We start from the raw sequence: 17,655 nt of genomic DNA, 5'->3' as shown, positions 1-17,655 counted from the left end.
GTAAATGTATACCATTAAATGGGTCACTCTCATTGACTTTTTTGTTATAAAAAAATGCAACAAAGACAAGGAAAACATACATTATATGTAAAGTCATTCCGAGCATTAGTCGGACTCGGGTATAAGCAAAAGAGCCTCCAAATGGAGGCTCTTTCGGACACCTGTTAGGTGCTATATATAATATTATTGTGCACTATAGTGAGTAAGAGATGCTTTAACAAACTCACGGAACAGCGGCTGTGGACGGTTCGGACGGGAAATGAATTCCGGATGGAACTGTACCGCCAAGAACCATGGGTGTCCTGGAAGTTCCACTATCTCCACCAGACGGCCATCTGGGGATGTTCCAGAGATCACGAGACCAGCTTTTTCGATCTCATCACGGTAAGCATTGTTGAACTCATACCGGTGACGGTGACGCTCGTACACCAGTTCATCATCGTAGCAGGACATAGCCAGGGAATCAGGCAGAAGCTTACAAGGGTATAGCCCCAGACGCATTGTGCCACCCATATCTTCAATATCCTTCTGCTCTGGAAGCAGGTCGATAAGCGGATGTGCTGTAGTCGGATCAATCTCCGAGCTGTTCGCCCCTTCCAGTCCCAATACGGAACGGCCGTATTCAATAACGGAAACCTGCATGCCAAGGCAAATACCGAAGAACGGAATTTGTTTCTCACGTGCATAGCGGATAGCAGAGATTTTACCTTCAATACCACGGTCGCCGAAGCCACCCGGAACGAGGATACCGCCGATGCCACGAAGCAGCTCGTCCACATTCTCATCAGTCAATTGCTCAGCATCCACCCAACGTACTTTCACTTCAGCATTGGATGCAAAGCCTGCATGCGAAAGGGATTCAACTACGCTCAAATAAGCATCGTGCAGAGCAACGTATTTGCCGACAATGGCAATTTCAACGGTGTGCTGCAGTTTGTTGATTCGATCTAGCATGCCTTCCCATTCCCGCATATCCGGAGCAGGTGTAGTCAGCTTCAGATGGTTAACTACGATCTCATCCAATCCCTCGTCACGCAGATTAAGCGGAACTTCATACAGTGTGGAGGCATCGCGGCATTCCACTACGGCATTAGCATCGATATCACAGAACAGGGCAATCTTCGCCTTCATGTCCGAAGACAGCTCATGCTCCGTACGGCATACGATCACATTCGGCTGAATACCAATGCTGCGCAGCTCTTTTACACTATGCTGAGTCGGCTTGGTCTTCACTTCACCAGCTGCCTTGATATACGGAATCAGGGTTACGTGAATGTACATTACATTCTCCCGGCCGATATCGCTCTTGATCTGACGAATCGCTTCCAGGAACGGAAGGCTCTCGATATCGCCTACTGTACCACCGATCTCTGTGATCACGACATCCGAACCAGCTTCACGGCCTGCACGGAAGACACGCTCTTTGATTTCGTTCGTAATATGCGGAATGACCTGAACGGTTCCACCCAGATACTCACCGCGGCGTTCCTTGCTGATTACTGAAGAATACACTTTACCTGTCGTTACATTGCTGTTCTTGGACAGGTTAATGTCAATAAATCGTTCATAGTGTCCAAGGTCAAGGTCCGTTTCCGCGCCATCATCTGTCACGAATACTTCCCCGTGCTGATAAGGACTCATTGTTCCAGGGTCCACATTAAGATACGGATCAAATTTCTGAATCGTCACCTTTAGACCTCTGTTCTTAAGCAGCCTGCCCAGCGAAGCGGCGGTAATGCCTTTGCCAAGGGAAGACACAACCCCACCCGTTACAAAAATATACTTTGTCACTGTAAAACCCTCCTAAATAAAGTCCAGAAATTCAGGCGACGCATGATGTTTATCGTAACCCGTTTTTCTATCGTCAAACGGGGGAAATCAAAAGTTATTAAAATCGCGGAAATCCCGGCTTTTTGGCATCTAAAAAAACAAAAAAGTGACACCCGTAGCACCGGGGCACTTTTTATTTTAGAAAACACATATTAACTTTCATCATAAGCCCATGCAATAGTTTACTCTGACGGTTCTCCACTGTCAAGGGCAGAATTATGCTACCTCAAAGAACGGGATTAATAATGATCGTCCTCGTCCTCATCGTCCGAATCTTCATCTCTTTCCGAGTCGGAATCTTCATCGTCCACGTCATCTTCGTCGATGTCTTCCTCGTCAATAACTACATCGTCGTCAACTTCTTCTTCGCTGTCGTCGTCGGAATAGAGGTCGTCGCGATCTTCATCGATAGCGTCGAAATCCTCTTCTTCGGATGCGTAGTTATCATCTTCCTCGGTGAAATCATCGTCTTCCAAATCGTCATCCTCGTCGTTGATGATACGCGGACGTTTGGAATTACCGATTGGGTCATCGGAGCGCTCCAGCGGATACCAGCGTTTCAGCCCCCACAGGTTCGTCCCTACACAGGCAAAACGTCCGTCGATGTTAATCTCAGTATATAACTGGGCAATGGTATCGTTGGTTTGTTCTTCGGTCATTCCGCGCAGCTTGGCTACTTCGACCATCAGGTCACGGTAATAAAACGGCGTATTCGCCGCCTTCAGCACCAGGAAAGCCAGGTCCACCATCGGCATTTCTTTCACTTTCTCGGGGTCCAGCTTTAAATTGAGTGGCGTACTCATTAAAGGACACTTCCTCTCACGCATTGTTCACTATTCACGGCTCTAATTCAATAATATCCATTAACAAACCTAAGTAAAACCTATTTAGCAGCAAAATGCAAGTCAAAAGGGACAAGCTTCAGACGCAAAAAAACCGTCGGCATTTTCCGACAGGTTAACGTTTTTTTCCCAGGTAACGATCAATATGTACTTTTATGAATGGCTAAGTCGGTACATATAGGTAAAAGGCCTCTTCAAAAAAGGCGGAGGAAACTCCTCCGCGCATGACTGTATCCACGCCAAGGAATGGCTCCTTACGGGATGTTGCAAAGAGAGTGTTAAATCTCTTCTGTTTATTTTATGTGAAGCGCCGTCTTTTGACACGATGGGCAGCCCATTTCCTTAAAAAAGGGCAAGTTCCCATTCGGCTATCCTCCTCCGCTCATACAATATTTCAGTACGGCACCGAGGAGGGGACGGCAAAACACATGGACTATTACGGATTTTGGCAGATGCTGCTTGATGAGATATCGGCTGCCCCCAAGGATGACGAACGGCGTATTGTTACCTTTTATGATGCCCGCCATTACGCCGGAGCTTTATCCCAGTGGAAGACCCTACGTTCGAAAAAAGCGAGACTGCGGCAGGTACAGGTCTCTCCGCTGATTCGCGCTTTTTTTGTGCCTGCCGCAGGCGCGGCAAAGCTGGTGCATAGATTTGCAGACACACTGAGCGTGGAAGAGGACTACCGCATACAGCTCCATGCTCTGCCCAGTGAGAACACCGGGACCGCCGTGATGCCATGGGGAGTGAAAGCGATTCATGCCCCCCAGGCCTGGTCCAAGTCAACCGGTGTGCAAGTCAAGATTGGCGTCATTGATACAGGCGCCGACTATCGTCACCCTGATCTGCGCCATTCGCTGGCTACAGGTGTGAACCTGCTGCGGCGGGGAATGCTGCCGCTGGATGACAATGGCCACGGCACCCATATCGCCGGCACACTGGCTGCCGCTGGCGGCACGCGCGGCATGATGGGAGTTGCACCAAGAGCCACCCTCTATCCCATCAAAGCTTTTGACCACAACGGCTCTGCTTATGTGTCTGACATTGTGCTGGGGATTGACTGGTGCGTCCAGAACCGGATCGACATCATCAATATGAGCTTCGGTATGAGGACGAGAAGCAAAGCACTTCATAATGTCGTAATGAAAGCCTACCGCGCCGGCATTGCTATTGTTGCCTCCTCCGGCAATGATGGCAAACGCGGCGGGGATTATCCAGCACGCTACCCGGAGACCATCGCTGTGGGCGCCATAGATAAGAAGCGCCGGGTCGCCAGCTTCAGCAACCGTGGTTCGTACATCGATGTATATGGACCCGGCGAAAGCGTGCCCTCCTGCTGGTTGAAGGAGGGCTACAAAGAAATGAGCGGCACATCCATGGCAACGTCGCATGTGACGGGATCCGCTGCCCTGCTGCTCGCACTTCGGCCAGGGCTCACCCCCCGGGAGCTGAAGCTCCTGCTGCGCCGCACCGCTGGCCCGGTGCGGCTGCGCAAAGGGCAGCGCAGAGCCTCCCTCGGCGGCGGCGCTGCCGATGCCCTTCGCCTGCTACGCGCAGGCATCAGGGCCAAGCGGGGCCCATCCGCGAAGGCCGCCAGCCGGCGCGCGGATTGACAAAGGCCAGTGGCGCTGCGCCACTGGCCTGAACCAGACGGCCGCCATCCCAAAATCCAAGGATGGCGGCCGTCCTGCTAGACACAAGCACACCGCCTCCCAAGTCGCTGGAGGCGGTGTGCTAATCATCCCTCTGCCCCGGTCAGACAAGGGCCTAAGGGATGTATGAATTTACATGCGTTCTGGAGCGGATACCGCCAGAAGACGCAATACATTGGCAATGGTGGTACGCGTTGCTCCCAGCAGGGCAAGACGAGCCAATGTTTGGGCCGAATCTTCGGTAATAACACGCTCAGCCTTGTAATAGCTGTGGAAAAGTGCCGCCAGATCATAAACATAACGCACCAAGCGATGCGGTGCATAAGCGTCCGCTGCGGAAGCAATTTCCGCTGGCAGCTCACCAATTTTGCGCAGCAAGTCATATTCGTGAGGAGCTGTGAGTTTGCTGAAATCAAGCTCAGCATAATCAGGCAATGCGATTCCTTGTTCCTCAGCTTGACGGAAGATGCTGCAAATCCGCGCATGCGCATATTGTACATAGAATACCGGGTTCTCGTTGGATGTGGAGATCGCCAGATCCATATCGAAGTCCAGATGGGAGTCCATGCTCCGCATGGTGAAGAAATAACGGATGGCGTCGATGCCAACCTCTTCCATGAGGTCCTCCATCGTTACCGCTTTACCGGTACGTTTGGACATCTTGACCTTCTCGCCATTCTGGAACAAGCTGACCATCTGTGCAATCAGGACAACCAATTTTCCCGGGTCATTACCGAGCGCAGACATCGCTGCCTTCATCCGCGGAATATAGCCGTGGTGATCGGCACCCCAGATATTGATCATTTTGTCATAGCCGCGGCCGTATTTATCGTTATGATAAGCAATATCCGGCGTTAGGTAAGTATAGGTACCGTCGTTCTTGATCAACACACGGTCCTTGTCGTCGCCATACTTGGTTGTCTGCAGCCAGGTTGCGCCTTCCTCTTCATAGACCTCACCACGCTCACGGAGATCGTCCAGCGAACGCAACACTGCTCCATTCTCATAGAGCGAGGTCTCGCTAAACCAGATATCAAACGGAACACGGAAACGTTCCAGATCGCGTTTGATTTTATCCAATTCCTTATTCAAACCATAGGTACGGAAGAAAGCCGCACGGTCACCAGGAGTCATTTCCAGCAGGGAATCTCCTTTTTCAGCCACAAGCTCCTTGGCAAATCCTTTGATATCCTCGCCATGATAACCGTCTTCCGGCATTTCCGCTGGCTGTCCCAGTTCCTGCAGGTAGCGGGTCTCGATGGACTTGCACAGATTGGCAACCTGATTCCCAGCATCATTAATATAGTATTCACGAGTAACCTGATAACCGGCATAATCCAGCACGTTACAGAGTGCGTCGCCGACAGCCGCTCCACGGGCATGTCCAAGGTGCAGACTGCCTGTAGGGTTGGCGCTGACGAACTCAACCTCTACCTTTTGACCCTGTCCTGCGTCAATACGGCCGTAGTTGTCCCCTTGTGCGGCAACCTGGGTGATGACGCCATACAGATAGTGTTTGGACAATGTAAAGTTAATAAAGCCTGGTCCGGCAATCTCAGCCTTCTCAATGGAAGCGCTGCTCTTGTCCAAGTGTTCTAGAATTGCCTCAGCAATCTGACGCGGGTTACGCTTAGCGATCTTGGTGAGCTGCATGGCCGCATTGGTCGCCAAATCACCGTGCTCCTTGTCTCTTGGCACTTCCAGCACGATGGCCGGAAGGTCTTCACGTGCAACTAGCCCCGCAGCAACAACTGCATCGGCAATGGCTTCTTTTACCCGTTCATTGATAAGTTCGAGCGGATTTTGACTCTGTGTCATGATTTTGGTTCCTCCTGTATATGCAAACTGAGTGTGAACTGACCGGATAGCTCCTCGTATACGTATAAATCATACTCCCACGTCACGTTTAGGGAGCGCCCGTCTCGGGAAATTTCCAGTTCCCGGGTCTCCGTGGACAGATTAAACTGCGTATAGGGAGAACGGTAAAAGCCCGGAAGACGTTTTCCCTGTCGGAAACTCTGCTCGGACTCGACCGCGCCATGGCGGATCAGCTTCAGTTCGCTACCTGCAATCTTTATCGTTGTACGAATAGCTGTCTCCTCACCCTGAGGGCCCTGCCCGGGCTCCACATATCGGATGAACAGCTGCTGGCCCTTGGCTATGACTTCTCCGGCGGTATTCAGCACAGTGCGCTCACCTTCATGCTCGCTTACGAGTGTGACTGAAACGCCGTATTTGTGACTCTCAATCTCCGGCACCTGTATTTCTCCATTCTGCAAGCCTCTGCAGACCAAAGGCGAATTCGCTTTCCCATTGTACTACTATATCCAGTTCAAGGGTGCAATTCAATTCCTTATTCAAGGAAGATTCCAAGGAATCTAATTTTACCATAAATACTACGAATTTTTTTCTTCTATAGATATTCTTCAAAATTAACCATAAACCAGCGTACACCATGTGCTGCAATCGTTACGCTATCAGAACCTCGGCAGCGCCAGTGAATATCCTGTCACTTCCTTTCCCATAATGGGGATAAGAGCAAGAAAGGAGCCTGGTGAAATGTCGAGCGATTCCGCCAACCCACCTAAACGCAAAAGTCCTCTCCGCCGGGCATTTCGGCTGCTGTCGGCCTTGACTATCTTGGGCCTGCTAGCTGCCGGCGCTCTGCTGGGATATCTATATCAGAAAGACCTGCCCCCTACTCTGGACGATGTCCGCTCCAGGCTGCTTGATGTGCGTGGAAATGTGCTGGCCACCTTCACATCAGACGGACGCAGTCGTGATCCCGTAGAACTGAGCCATATCTCACCGCTGCTTGTTCAGGCTACGCTGGCGGTGGAGGACCGCAAATTCTACAAGCATACCGGCTTTGACCTCAAAGGAATGGCCCGGGCCATCCTCGTCAATCTGGAGGAAGGGGGCCGCTCGCAAGGCGCCAGTACGTTGACTCAACAGCTTGCACGCAATCTCTATCTGTCCCATGAGAAGACCTGGACCCGCAAAATTAAAGAAGCCCTCTATACGATGCAACTCGAGATGAAATATAGCAAAGATGAAATCCTGAACATGTACTTGAATGAAATCTACTACGGTCACGGAGCCTACGGCATTGAAGCAGCGGCCAAAATGTACTTCGGCAAGTCTGCAGCCGATCTCGACCTTGCGGAGAGTGCGATGCTGGCTGGGGTACCAAAGGGCCCGACTTACTATTCGCCTTACAACCACATAAATAACGCCAAGAATCGCCAGCAGCTGATCCTGTCCGTTATGGCCGAGCTTGGCGACATTACAGAGACCGAGGCCAAGCAGGCGGCGCAGGAGAAGTTGAATTTCAAACCACAAGGAGAAAAAGACACCACCGTAGCCGCACCCTACTTTCGCGATTATGTGCGCGGCTTGGCAATAGACTTGCTGCATATCGATAGCGACGAATTCGAGCAGGGCGGACTGAACGTCTACACCACCCTCGATCCGGTTATGCAGCAGGCAGCGGAGGATGCCGTCGGCATAGGAATGGATCCGGCCAGTGAACTGGAGACAGCCTTGGTATCCATTGATCCACGTACCGGTTACATTAAAGCGATGGTGGGGGGCAAGAACTACCGGACCAACCAGTTCAACCACGCATTGGCAACCACCCGGCAGCCGGGATCTTCTTTCAAACCGATAATGTATCTTGCTGCCCTGTCCTCCAAAACGATGAATGGGCTCTCAGTGTTCAACAGCCAGCCAACTCTGTTCCATTATGACAATAACCGCAAGACCTACCAGCCCCGTAATTTTGGTGACAAGTATCTGGGTGAAATCAATATGCGCCAGGCGATTGCTGCCTCGGACAATATTTATGCCGTGAATACGATCATTAAGATCGGAGCGGACAAAGTCGCCGAGATGGCTGCGGATATGGGGATCAAAAGCCCGCTGCAGCACGTGCCTTCCCTGGCGCTGGGCACCTCACCAGTCAGCCCCCTGGAAATGGCCTCTGCCTTCGCTGTGATCGGCGGCGGCGGGGTCCGGATGCCCGCGACAGCTATCCTGAAGATCACAGACGCCAAGGGGAGCGTTCTGTACGAAGCACCTCAGTCTCAGGGAGAAGTGGTAGTCGAGCCGGCAGCAGCTTACGTGTTGACCCGGCTGATGGAGGGCGTGTTCGAGACAGGGGGCACCGGGAACCGTGTGGCCTCCATCATCAAACGCCCTGTTGCCGGAAAGACCGGCACAACCGATACTGATGGCTGGATGGTCGGCTTCACCCCCGAATTGTCGACGGCTGTCTGGGTCGGGTACGACAAAGGCCGGGATATCGCAACGACCGATGGCAGGCGCGCTGCCCCGATTTTCGCCCAGTACACAGAGAAAGCGCTGGAGAACGTCCCGCCCAAGATTTTTCCAATTCCCGACGGTATAGTTAGTGTCTATATTGATAAGCAATCCGGCAAGTTGGCTACAGCTGAATGTCCAGATAAGGTACTGGAAACCTTCATCAGCGGCACAGAGCCCACAGCATATTGCGATCAGCACGGGGCAGGAGAAAAGGCCCACCAAGCGGAAGAAACGACTCCCGGAAAGGGTGATCCCGGTGAAGGGCGCTCCTTATGGCAGGATATCAAGCGCTGGTGGATGAATTAGGTCTGCCCGACCCCATCCAGAGTATACTAGCCAAGTTTAGCGGAGTTAAAAAAATTCAAGCCCATAAATTGGGTATAAAGAATTGGATTTTAGCGTTTCGTCAGCCCAAAATTGGGTATAAAAGAATAGAACCCCAAACCACCTCTCCCTTTGGACCTTTGAATCGGAGAGGTTTTTATTTAAACAACCTCTGCGTACAGACAGAAGATGTCTTCTTAATATTCCTTATCCTTATAAAGGAGGTCTGTCCATGGTCCCCTCGAAGCTGGCAGTCTATGGGGCCGCAATCATCTTTATCGCAAGCGTGGATTGCTCGTTGGTTTCAGGCTCTGCTCTAGCAGCTCCGGCTGACACAAGATCGGCTACTGTCTCTCCGGCTACACCAACAGAACAAACCAGGCGCTCACTGGAACATGCCGGCTTCCATCAGCAAGGCGCCATCTATCTGCCTTTAAAAGAAGTCGCCCCGTTGCTCGATCTCCACGTGCTGTGGAACGCAGACAAATCCAGCATTGAGGTCACCGGTCTTTATCAGGCACTTAGCTTAAAGATTGGACAAGCAAAGGCCTACACGGTGGACAATAAGGTGATCAGTCTAGGTGCACCTACACTCATCAGAGATGGCGTGACCTACGTACCGGCCACCCTGTTCTCCAAAGCCTTTAGTCTTCCGGTGGGCTGGGACGGCAAGCTTGATGTTATTGTTCCATACACTGAGCGTTATCTCAAAGCGGTATCTGGGCGGGAAGTGTTCTGGCTACATAAGGAGAAGGGGGTTATCTACAGCGGATCAAGCGGGAGGCGGCCTGTTCGGGCAGGAATCGCTAATGTTCGTCAACTGGATTGGACCTCTCTCAACGCGCGTACGGTGAACAGCACAAGCTATGTGCTCGATCTTAATAATGCCTTTGGCGAGCCACATATTCATGTCAGCAACTATCGTATTCTGCTCCACGAGGGGCGTCTGGTTGGCCAGGCCGTGAGCAGTTACGGGGGCATGCGTAATCTCGGGATGAAGGAGAGTGTCTCTGCCTATCAAGGAAATTTGGTCATGATGAATGGAAGTATCCTGTACTTGGTCAATCCGGACGGTCATATTTTCAAGACATACAATTTGGCAGAGCTCACCGGTATTGACGATGCCTTTGCCCTCGAAGCGATCGAAGAGGAGTTCCTGCTTGTGCGTCCATATCTGAAAGGAACACTGTTCCTGATTGATCGCAAGAGCGGGGAAAGTACGGCACTCTATACTCAGTTTCTAGGAGCAGAGGACCAAGCCTGGTTGGAGCAATACCCGGAATGGGATTTTGACTACCCCGGTGACCGGCTCGAGTACACCGGACGTTCCGGCAATACGTTGTCCTTTGCTTGGATGTCTTACGACGACAACCGGCAGGTTCACTTCACGTATACGCTCCCCCTATTCTAATAATTTACATTTCTGTTATAATAAAAGAAACGCCAAATCTAAACATGTGAATGAGGGACATGGTATGAAAGATACGGGTATGATTCGGAATTTGGACAGTCTGGGGAGAATTGTGGTCCCCGTGGAAATCCGCATGACACGCAATATCGACATTGGGGATCCTATCGAATTTTTTATTATGAATGAGGATGTTATTGTACTTAGAAAGTACACCTCCACAGAATGCACCTTTTGCAGAAGTTTGGACCAAGTGAGCTATTATAAAGATCAATTCATCTGCAACAGTTGCCTGAAAGAACTCGGTGACCCGGAGCGTCTTCCGCAGGAGCCAGAACCTTCTCCGCTCCTTCCTCAGGCTACCGTCGATCCTGGCAGCAGTGTGAAACGGAAGAAGACGGAAGAGATGACACAGCGACTGGAGCGGGCCATCGAAGAGCATCCATTCGCCAATCAGAAGGAGCTTGCCGAGATTTTGGGGATCAGCCAAGCGCGGGTGAGCCAACTCAAGCGCAAGCTTAATACTCCGCGGCAATCCAAGATCGGCTGATCGGCTGTATCGAAAGGAATCCACGTCATTAGATGTGCCTGATTCGCTGCACTTCTCTCTATTAACATTTATGTAATACTAAAAAGGCTGCATCCCCGATAGTACAGGAGATGCAGCCTTTTGCTGCGATGTCCGCTTGGTAGAGGATCGATCCAGCAACACTCTGAAGGTTATTACGACAGTGCCACCTTTAACTCTTCCCTCGAAGCTTCCCACCACTCTTCATTATGCGAAATAAGCAGTGATTTCAGCGCCGTCTTTTCCGAATCGCCAAGCCCTTCCACGATAACTTTCCGTTTTAGCGCAGAATCGAGTTTGTTCACATGATCCGCTAAAATCTTCCACCCGCGGCGGGCTTCGGTATCAATCCACATCTCACAAGCTGTAATTCCGGCATAGTGCTGACCCTCAGGTGTCCGATCTACAGCCACCCATACTACCCATACCTGTCTGCCGTTCGGGACATCCTCACGGTTCATGGAGAACTTAATGCCCTTCTCCACCTTGCTCTTGGCGTGCATAGCCCCGATATCAATGATTGCTTCGCCGTTATCAATAATGACGGGAGACACATTGTTCAGATCAATTGAACCCGCACCAAACCCTTTATGTTTACTCTTCGCGTTGACAATATTCAAGGCAATCTGTTTCTTGCCTTCCGGTTTCGTGTTATCCACAGATGCACGTCCTTCCTCTTACGAATAATTTAATTTTAGCTAATAATCCGGCGATTGCAAACATATACATCCCGTAGATGCTTGTCAACGGGAGGGAATCACAGTATGAAGCCACCGACATTTCGAACCAAAATCAGCATTCTGGCCCTGGCCGCCCTAACGCTGCTGGGCGGGAGCTTGTGGGGCTACCCGGGTGCAAGCCCTGCCTTGGCAGACATGTCTGCCCAAAAAGCGGCCAAGTCCCTGGCAGCCTCGCCCGGCAATGGCACCGCACAGCAGACATTCCCGGAGAACGCACCCGCACCCGTTCCTGTGTCAGAGCCGCTGAGCCAAAGAGTCGCCGAGTACCATATCGACGTGAAGCTTGATCCGGCGACAGGCACATTAAAAGGCGCGGAGACAGTAACCTGGAACCATCCCGGCCGCAAGCCGGTGAGCGATCTGTATTTTCATCTCTACCCCAATGCCTTTGAATCCCGCAATACGACTTTTATGAAAGAATCCGGTGGTGAGCTGCGAGGCGACAAGATGCCCGATAACGGATTCGGCAGCATGACCCTAACGGATCTACGAACCACAGAGGGTACATCTCTCATCCAAAGAGTGCAGTATGTTCAGCCCGATGACGGTAATATTAATGATCGCACATTGATGAAAGTACATCTGCCTGAACCTGTGAACGGAGGGGAAAGTGTGACCCTCCGACTGCAATTTGAGGTCAAGCTGCCCAAAGTATTCGCCCGGATGGGGATCTCAGGGGACTTCGTTATGGCCGGGCAATGGTTTCCCAAGATTAGTGCCTATGAGCCCGCCGGAACCCGCGGAGTGGGCCAGGAAGGCTGGAATCTGCACCAATACCACGGGACATCGGAATTCTACAGTGATTTTGGCATATACAATGTGACGATAACTGTGCCTCCCGAATATACCGTCGCTGCCACCGGATTCCCGGTGAAGACCGCTAAATTGAAGCAGAATCAGAAAATTTACCAATTCTACGCTGACGACGTTCATGATTTTGCCTGGGCTGCCTCCCCTGATTTTGTGGTTGCCGAAGAGGCCTTCTCCACACCAGAGGTTCCCGGCGTGCGAATCAAGCTATATCTGGATCCACTGCATAAAGATCTTAAGGAGCGTTATTTCCAAGCTGCTAAGGCTGCTCTAAGCGCCTTCAGTAAATGGTACGGGCCATATCCTTATTCCACTCTTTCAATAGTAGTTCCGCCCAAGGGCGCCAACGGGGCTGGGGGAATGGAATATCCGACACTGATTACGGCCTTCGGCGCTTCCGAGGCCTCTCCAGACACCTCATTGGAACGAACAGTCGTTCACGAGATAGGTCATCAATATTTCTATGGCATGATGGCCAGCAACGAGTTTGAGGAAGCCTGGCTGGACGAGAGCTTCACCTCCTATGCTGAAGACCGCCTTATGGAGCAAGAGTATGGTGTAATGGCCAATCTGCCCATTCAGGCCAGCCTGGTAACCTCTCCGGAGGCCCTCACACTGGAAACCTGGAGATACAGCGGAGCAGACTCTTACACACAAAATGTGTACATCCGCGGCAAATTGGTACTGAAAGACATCGAACGGCAGGTCGGTACTAAAACTATGGATACCATCCTGTCCACCTATGCGAATAAGTACCGGTTCCGTCATCCCTCTACCCGTGACTTTCAAAAGGTTGTAGAGAACGTGACCAAGAAATCATGGCAAAGCTATTTCGATCTTTACATCTACGACGGTGGAGCCCCTGACTTCTCGATAGACGACATCCAGATGCACACCAAAGAAAATACTGGCACCGGCCAAGGCTACGAATCCATCGTAAAGGTAAGCAACAGGGGCAGTCACTACGCTAATGTCCCCATTAGATTTACCTTCTCTGATGGCCACACCGTGGAGCGAGTCTGGAATGGGAGCAAAAAGAATACATCGTTCCAGTTATTCTCCAGCTCCCCGCTACTGTCGGCAGAGATCGATCCCCAGCACACCCTGCTGCTGGAGAACAAACATATCAACAATTTCAGGCTGGCGGAGATCAAGCCGGATACCCTCTCCCGCTGGACGCTAACATTGTCGAAACTGCTTGAAACTGTGCTTGGAACTCTGGTCTGGTGAGGTGAATGGGCTTGAAAACATCAATTATTCGCGGCTGGCAAAGTATGAAGGAGCAAACTTATATTCTGATCCTGCTATTCATCTACCGGCTACTCTGGGGCTATTTTATATATGGTTTCGTACGGGAGGCCGTAGTATCAGTCCTCCTGCGCTACCCCGACCACAACGCGGGAGGCAGCGGAATGGGCCGACTGCTATTCTACATCGAGGGCCAGCATAGCCTTACCTCCGACCCTGCTATACAGCGCTGGTTGTGGCTGTTATTGGGGTTGACCGTGCTGCGACTGCTCATTTCCCCGTTGATCCGGGCGGGTCTACTGCATGAGTTGCATCAGGAGCGCTCAGGAGAACGCGGCCTGTTCTTTTTTCCCGGCATGAAAAAGCATGGTCTGTCTGTGCTGATCTTCAGCCTGGTAGAGTGGTTACTCTCCCTCCTGCCTGTCTACTGGTTCGCACCCAAGATATATACACTGCTGCTCTCGTCTTTAATGGATTATAAGGTGCTACTGAACGGCATTCCCTATGTTCTGGCTTGGTTCGCCTACGTATACGTTATCCGCTTGCTGCTCTTGTACATGCAATTCGGCTATACGGCCGGGACCGGTATGTTCTCCTCCCTGCTGATCGCCCTGCGGTGCTTCCTCACCGCAATTGGGGTATCGCTCGTGCTGGGAGCAGGCAGTCTGCTGCTCTTGGTGATCTACGTCTTAGGGATTATTTACTTCCCAGGCCTACCTGCACTCCTAATCCGCCAACTCCTTCCACTCCCGTCTACACTGTTCAAATTGTGGGGCATTGCGGCCCAATATGACCTATGGAGAAGTAAAGCATTTCCATAATAATTCCGCCCCTTAGGGCATATTTAGAAGAGTCACTGTTCCTGGTTAAACAGGAGCGGCGACTCTTTTTGGTCATCCTCAGCAGCGCGATTTGCAAAATGGTTACGGGTTTGATACAATGGCTTCTGTACTACTAGTAACAACTTTGTAATCTTTTGCAGGCATTTCTTAATAACTTCGTTTATATCATGTCGATACGTCACTTTGGGTGCATAAAACGCCGAATTCCTTGCACCGGGAAGTGGGGGAACCATATTTTGGGTGAATTGATCTCGTAAGAGAGGGATCATAGGGGACCTTCTACCGAACCCTTAAGCTAACCTCGCAGGCCTTGGAAGGAGTACATCTTTTGAACAGACAGAATTTTAAGAAAATCATTGTTACAGCCACACTGGGCCTGGCCCTCGCCATCGGAATCGGAACCAACAGTGCTTCAGCAGATTCCAAAATGGACACGGTCATCACAAAAACCCTCGGAACCTCCTATAAAACTGGAGGGACAAGCACAGCCGGATTTGATTGTTCTGGATTCACTACATATGTATACAAAAGCATCGGCATTTCGTTGCCGCGCACATCCCAATCGCAATATAACGCAGGTACCTCCGTCTCTCGCAGTCAAATGCGGCCCGGAGACCTCGTATTCTTCAACACACTTGGCAACGGTGTATCTCATGTAGGCATCTTCGTCGGCAATGGTAAATTTGCTCAATCATCGTCTTCACACGGTGTCATTATTAGCTCACTGAGTCAGAAATACTGGGCTGATCGCTACATCGGTGCCAAACGAGTCATGAGCACAACTGCTTATAAATCGGTTGCCTACGACTAAACTAACCTCTGTACTACGAACATTCCATTTAACTTCATATCTATGCTATGCCCGGAGTCTTGATGGTTATCATCATCGATTTCCGGGTTTTTCCTATTTTATAGTATACGTATACACCTTTAGAGAGCAGATGAATCATCTTTACGCCAAAAAACTCAATAAATTATGGAAATTTTGTTTTGTTCTCTATTTTTAGCGTTACTAGGGAGAATCCGCTCTTAAAATCACATTTTTTGCGCACAAATATGCTATAAATGATTGCCAAGCGACGCTGTGTTTGTTACAATTAGCGCAGTGAGTTTTTAGTAACATTTTTGTAATTATTGAGTCACCTTTTTATAAGGTTTTGTCATGTATTCATATAGCAGTCTAATTCTAATCAACAGTATATGCCGAGTTCCCTAACTATTAGGGAAACGGGGGAACCACTTTGGGTGAATTGACCTCCTGTTCAGAGAGGGGTCATAGGGGACCTTCAACCGAACCCTTAAGCTAACCTCGTAGGCATTGGAAGGGGTTTACACTTTTGAAGAAGAAATTGGCAGCGGCAGTACTAGGCTTTTCTATGATGCTTACAGCTGTTGGAGCAGGAAGCGCTTTCGCCGATTCCAAGATGGATAAGGTGATTGACAAGGCTATTGGTACCAAGTACGTATCTGGTGGCACATCTACAAGCGGATTTGATTGCTCCGGTTTTACAATGTATGTCTTCAACAAGATCGGCATTGACCTGCCACACCAATCCGGTTCCCAATATCAGATGGGCTCCACGGTGTCCCGTGACGAACTGAGAGCAGGCGACCTGGTATTCTTCAATACTAGTGGTAAAGGCATTTCCCACGTTGGCGTTTATGTCGGCGAAGGCAAATTTGCCCATGCTTCATCCTCTCGCGGTGTAACAATCAGCTCACTGAGTGAGAGCTATTATGTTAGTCGTTATGTGGGTGCCAAACGCATTATGAGCACAGATGCTTATCAGGCGCTTGCCACGGACTCTCAAGATTTTGACGATGTACAATAATTTATAAGTCATACGTAAGTCCTTTTCCCGATTTCACTGAAATCTGGAGAAGGGCTTTTTTGTCATCTCTGTTACTCTTCATTACCCCTTCTGAAATTCATCAAACAACAAATTCCTGACTTCCTGCGCCTGATCTTATGACTTTTGTATATAATTAAATTATAGAGCATTGCCCTATGGAAAGGAGGTCTCACGACCCTATGATTCATTCACCTGTTACATTCCATGTGGTACCGATGGAGACCAGTCATGCCGAAGACATCTGCCACTGGAGCTATGAGCCTCCTTACAATATATATGGCTGGATGCCTTGGAAGCAGATGGAGGAGCTTGGTATTGAGTTTGGCGATCCACAGCTGCGAAGCCAGCAATATGTGTCTGTACTTAACGATGAGGGCGATCTCTGTGGCTTCGCACAGCTGTTCCCAATGGAAGGTGTGGTACGCCTGGGGGTCGGTATGCGTCCAGAGCTCTGTGGTCACGGAATGGGCCAATACTTTGTCCGGGCCATTGTCCAGGCTGCAGTTCGGCGCTATCCTGAGCGGGAGGTTGATCTGGAGGTGCTGACCTGGAATCAGCGAGCCATTCGTACTTATCAAAAAAGCGGCTTTACCATTACAGACACTTATGAACGAATGACACCTACTGGAAGTAAACCATTTTATTGTATGGTCTATGAGAAATGATGCTCTGTTACAGGAACTTTAGGCAAGTATCGCTTAGTCGTTCATTTTTTTGCCACAAATGCTATGATAACGCTTCACCTTCCGCTATAATGTAGGAAGCAGCTTACATAGAAGGGACGATTGGGGATGCAAAAATGGATCATGAGCGGATTGTTTTTTGCCGCCTGTGCCTTTGCGGTAGTTCTAATGTTCACACTTCCAGGTAAAGAAGAGGTCGCGGAACAGAACAAACCTACTATGCCTGAAATTCAGCTTGATGCCGCCAAGGCAGAAGCGACTGTGAAAGCCAATTGTATCACCTGCCATGGCGATCAGCTTCAAGGCGGGGTAGGACCCAGCTTGAAGAATGAAGGTGGCCAGCATGACGCTGCCGGGATTTACAGTATAGTGACCAAAGGACGGGGCCAAATGCCTTCCTTCAAGGAAAAGCTGGCGCCGGAGGAGATTGCGAACGTGGCCACATGGCTGGCTGAGAAGAAGTAAAACTCCCTTGAGAGACTACACAAATACGCCCGTGCCGGGATTTACATCCTGCTGCACGGGCTTT

15 protein-coding genes and 2 riboswitches are annotated in these 17,655 nt (G+C 50.4%); of the genes, 10 read left to right on the top strand and 5 right to left on the bottom strand.

Translation table 11 applies throughout. From position 1 onward, the window contains the following. Positions 1-183: 183 nt before the first annotated feature. Together pyrG and rpoE are read right to left on the bottom strand one after the other, a co-directional pair. Positions 184-1,791 carry a CTP synthase gene (gene pyrG / locus AC3Y23_RS28670; RefSeq protein WP_379205487.1) on the bottom strand — a complete coding sequence of 536 codons (1,608 nt, stop codon included), beginning with the start codon at positions 1,789-1,791 and terminating at the stop codon, positions 184-186. Positions 1,792-2,069: 278 nt separating this feature from the next. After that, entirely contained in the window at positions 2,070-2,633 is a 564-nt protein-coding gene (rpoE, locus tag AC3Y23_RS28665) for a DNA-directed RNA polymerase subunit delta (protein ID WP_379205486.1), read from the bottom strand. A 467-nt stretch (positions 2,634-3,100) separates the two neighbouring features. On the opposite strand from rpoE, the gene AC3Y23_RS28660 reads away from it, so the two are divergent. Continuing rightward, positions 3,101-4,288 carry a S8 family peptidase gene (locus AC3Y23_RS28660; protein WP_379205500.1) on the top strand — a complete coding sequence of 396 codons (1,188 nt, stop codon included), beginning with the start codon at positions 3,101-3,103 and terminating at the stop codon, positions 4,286-4,288. Positions 4,289-4,459: 171 nt separating this feature from the next. Here AC3Y23_RS28660 and argS read toward each other — a convergent pair whose 3' ends face one another. Both argS and AC3Y23_RS28650 read right to left on the bottom strand, forming a co-directional pair. Continuing rightward, the gene (gene argS, locus AC3Y23_RS28655) at positions 4,460-6,145 is read right to left on the bottom strand and encodes an arginine--tRNA ligase (RefSeq protein WP_379205485.1); all 1,686 of its coding nucleotides are present in this window, start codon (positions 6,143-6,145) and stop codon (positions 4,460-4,462) included. Beyond that, positions 6,142-6,606 (bottom strand): YwiB family protein, encoded by a 465-nt coding sequence (locus tag AC3Y23_RS28650; RefSeq protein ID WP_379205484.1) that lies wholly within the window; start codon positions 6,604-6,606, stop codon positions 6,142-6,144. Before AC3Y23_RS28650 ends, argS begins: the two co-directional genes overlap by 4 nt. A 280-nt stretch (positions 6,607-6,886) precedes the next feature. On the opposite strand from AC3Y23_RS28650, the gene AC3Y23_RS28645 reads away from it, so the two are divergent. The 3 genes from AC3Y23_RS28645 to AC3Y23_RS28635 all read left to right on the top strand — a co-directional run bounded on the left by AC3Y23_RS28645 (position 6,887) and on the right by AC3Y23_RS28635 (position 10,932). Beyond that, positions 6,887-8,956: a transglycosylase domain-containing protein gene (locus AC3Y23_RS28645; RefSeq protein WP_379205483.1), complete on the top strand. Its 2,070-nt coding sequence runs from the start codon at positions 6,887-6,889 to the stop codon at positions 8,954-8,956. Between the two features lie 250 nt (positions 8,957-9,206). Beyond that, positions 9,207-10,385: a copper amine oxidase N-terminal domain-containing protein gene (locus AC3Y23_RS28640; protein ID WP_379205482.1), complete on the top strand. Its 1,179-nt coding sequence runs from the start codon at positions 9,207-9,209 to the stop codon at positions 10,383-10,385. Positions 10,386-10,449: 64 nt separating this feature from the next. Then, a complete protein-coding gene (locus tag AC3Y23_RS28635; RefSeq protein WP_379205481.1) occupies positions 10,450-10,932 on the top strand; it encodes an AbrB/MazE/SpoVT family DNA-binding domain-containing protein in 483 nt (160 codons plus the stop codon). A 173-nt stretch (positions 10,933-11,105) separates the two neighbouring features. Here the strand turns inward: AC3Y23_RS28635 and AC3Y23_RS28630 are convergent, their stop codons facing one another. After that, on the bottom strand, positions 11,106-11,609 hold the full coding sequence (locus AC3Y23_RS28630; RefSeq protein ID WP_379205480.1) for a YwhD family protein: 504 nt from the start codon (positions 11,607-11,609) through the stop codon (positions 11,106-11,108). A gap of 105 nt (positions 11,610-11,714) precedes the next feature. Here AC3Y23_RS28630 and AC3Y23_RS28625 point away from each other — a divergent pair, with 105 nt between their 5' ends. From AC3Y23_RS28625 to AC3Y23_RS28600, 6 genes are all read left to right on the top strand, one after another. Then, a complete protein-coding gene (locus tag AC3Y23_RS28625) occupies positions 11,715-13,730 on the top strand; it encodes a M1 family metallopeptidase (protein WP_379205479.1) in 2,016 nt (671 codons plus the stop codon). Between the two features lie 11 nt (positions 13,731-13,741). Next, the gene (locus AC3Y23_RS28620; RefSeq protein ID WP_379205478.1) at positions 13,742-14,569 is read left to right on the top strand and encodes a hypothetical protein; all 828 of its coding nucleotides are present in this window, start codon (positions 13,742-13,744) and stop codon (positions 14,567-14,569) included. A gap of 208 nt (positions 14,570-14,777) precedes the next feature. After that, positions 14,778-14,915, top strand: a riboswitch (cyclic di-AMP (ydaO/yuaA leader). Between the two features lie 3 nt (positions 14,916-14,918). After that, complete coding sequence (locus AC3Y23_RS28615) at positions 14,919-15,401, top strand: C40 family peptidase (RefSeq protein ID WP_379205477.1); 483 nt, start codon at positions 14,919-14,921, stop codon at positions 15,399-15,401. 380 nt (positions 15,402-15,781) lie between these two features. Next, a riboswitch (cyclic di-AMP (ydaO/yuaA leader) is annotated at positions 15,782-15,923 on the top strand. A 4-nt stretch (positions 15,924-15,927) separates the two neighbouring features. Beyond that, on the top strand, positions 15,928-16,422 hold the full coding sequence (locus AC3Y23_RS28610; RefSeq protein WP_379205476.1) for a C40 family peptidase: 495 nt from the start codon (positions 15,928-15,930) through the stop codon (positions 16,420-16,422). A 200-nt stretch (positions 16,423-16,622) separates the two neighbouring features. Next, positions 16,623-17,108, top strand: a complete 486-nt coding sequence (locus AC3Y23_RS28605) for a GNAT family N-acetyltransferase (RefSeq protein WP_379205475.1) — start codon at positions 16,623-16,625, stop codon at positions 17,106-17,108. A 126-nt stretch (positions 17,109-17,234) separates the two neighbouring features. Beyond that, positions 17,235-17,591 (top strand): c-type cytochrome, encoded by a 357-nt coding sequence (locus AC3Y23_RS28600; RefSeq protein WP_066368099.1) that lies wholly within the window; start codon positions 17,235-17,237, stop codon positions 17,589-17,591. Positions 17,592-17,655: the final 64 nt, after the last annotated feature.

This window comes from Paenibacillus sp. MAHUQ-45, assembly GCF_058133325.1.
This window is presented reverse-complemented; position numbering and strand designations above follow the sequence as displayed.

Bases quoted from the DNA above. Each gene is read 5' to 3' on its own strand.
- rpoE (WP_379205486.1), bottom strand. From the start codon at position 2,633: ATGAGTACGCCACTCAATTTAAAGCTGGACCCCGAGAAAGTGAAAGAA.
- AC3Y23_RS28660 (WP_379205500.1), top strand. From the start codon at position 3,101: ATGGACTATTACGGATTTTGGCAGATGCTGCTTGATGAGATATCGGCT.
- argS (WP_379205485.1), bottom strand. From the start codon at position 6,145: ATGACACAGAGTCAAAATCCGCTCGAACTTATCAATGAACGGGTAAAA.
- AC3Y23_RS28645 (WP_379205483.1), top strand. From the start codon at position 6,887: ATGTCGAGCGATTCCGCCAACCCACCTAAACGCAAAAGTCCTCTCCGC.
- AC3Y23_RS28640 (WP_379205482.1), top strand. From the start codon at position 9,207: ATGGTCCCCTCGAAGCTGGCAGTCTATGGGGCCGCAATCATCTTTATC.
- AC3Y23_RS28635 (WP_379205481.1), top strand. From the start codon at position 10,450: ATGAAAGATACGGGTATGATTCGGAATTTGGACAGTCTGGGGAGAATT.
- AC3Y23_RS28625 (WP_379205479.1), top strand. From the start codon at position 11,715: ATGAAGCCACCGACATTTCGAACCAAAATCAGCATTCTGGCCCTGGCC.
- AC3Y23_RS28605 (WP_379205475.1), top strand. From the start codon at position 16,623: ATGATTCATTCACCTGTTACATTCCATGTGGTACCGATGGAGACCAGT.
- AC3Y23_RS28600 (WP_066368099.1), top strand. From the start codon at position 17,235: ATGCAAAAATGGATCATGAGCGGATTGTTTTTTGCCGCCTGTGCCTTT.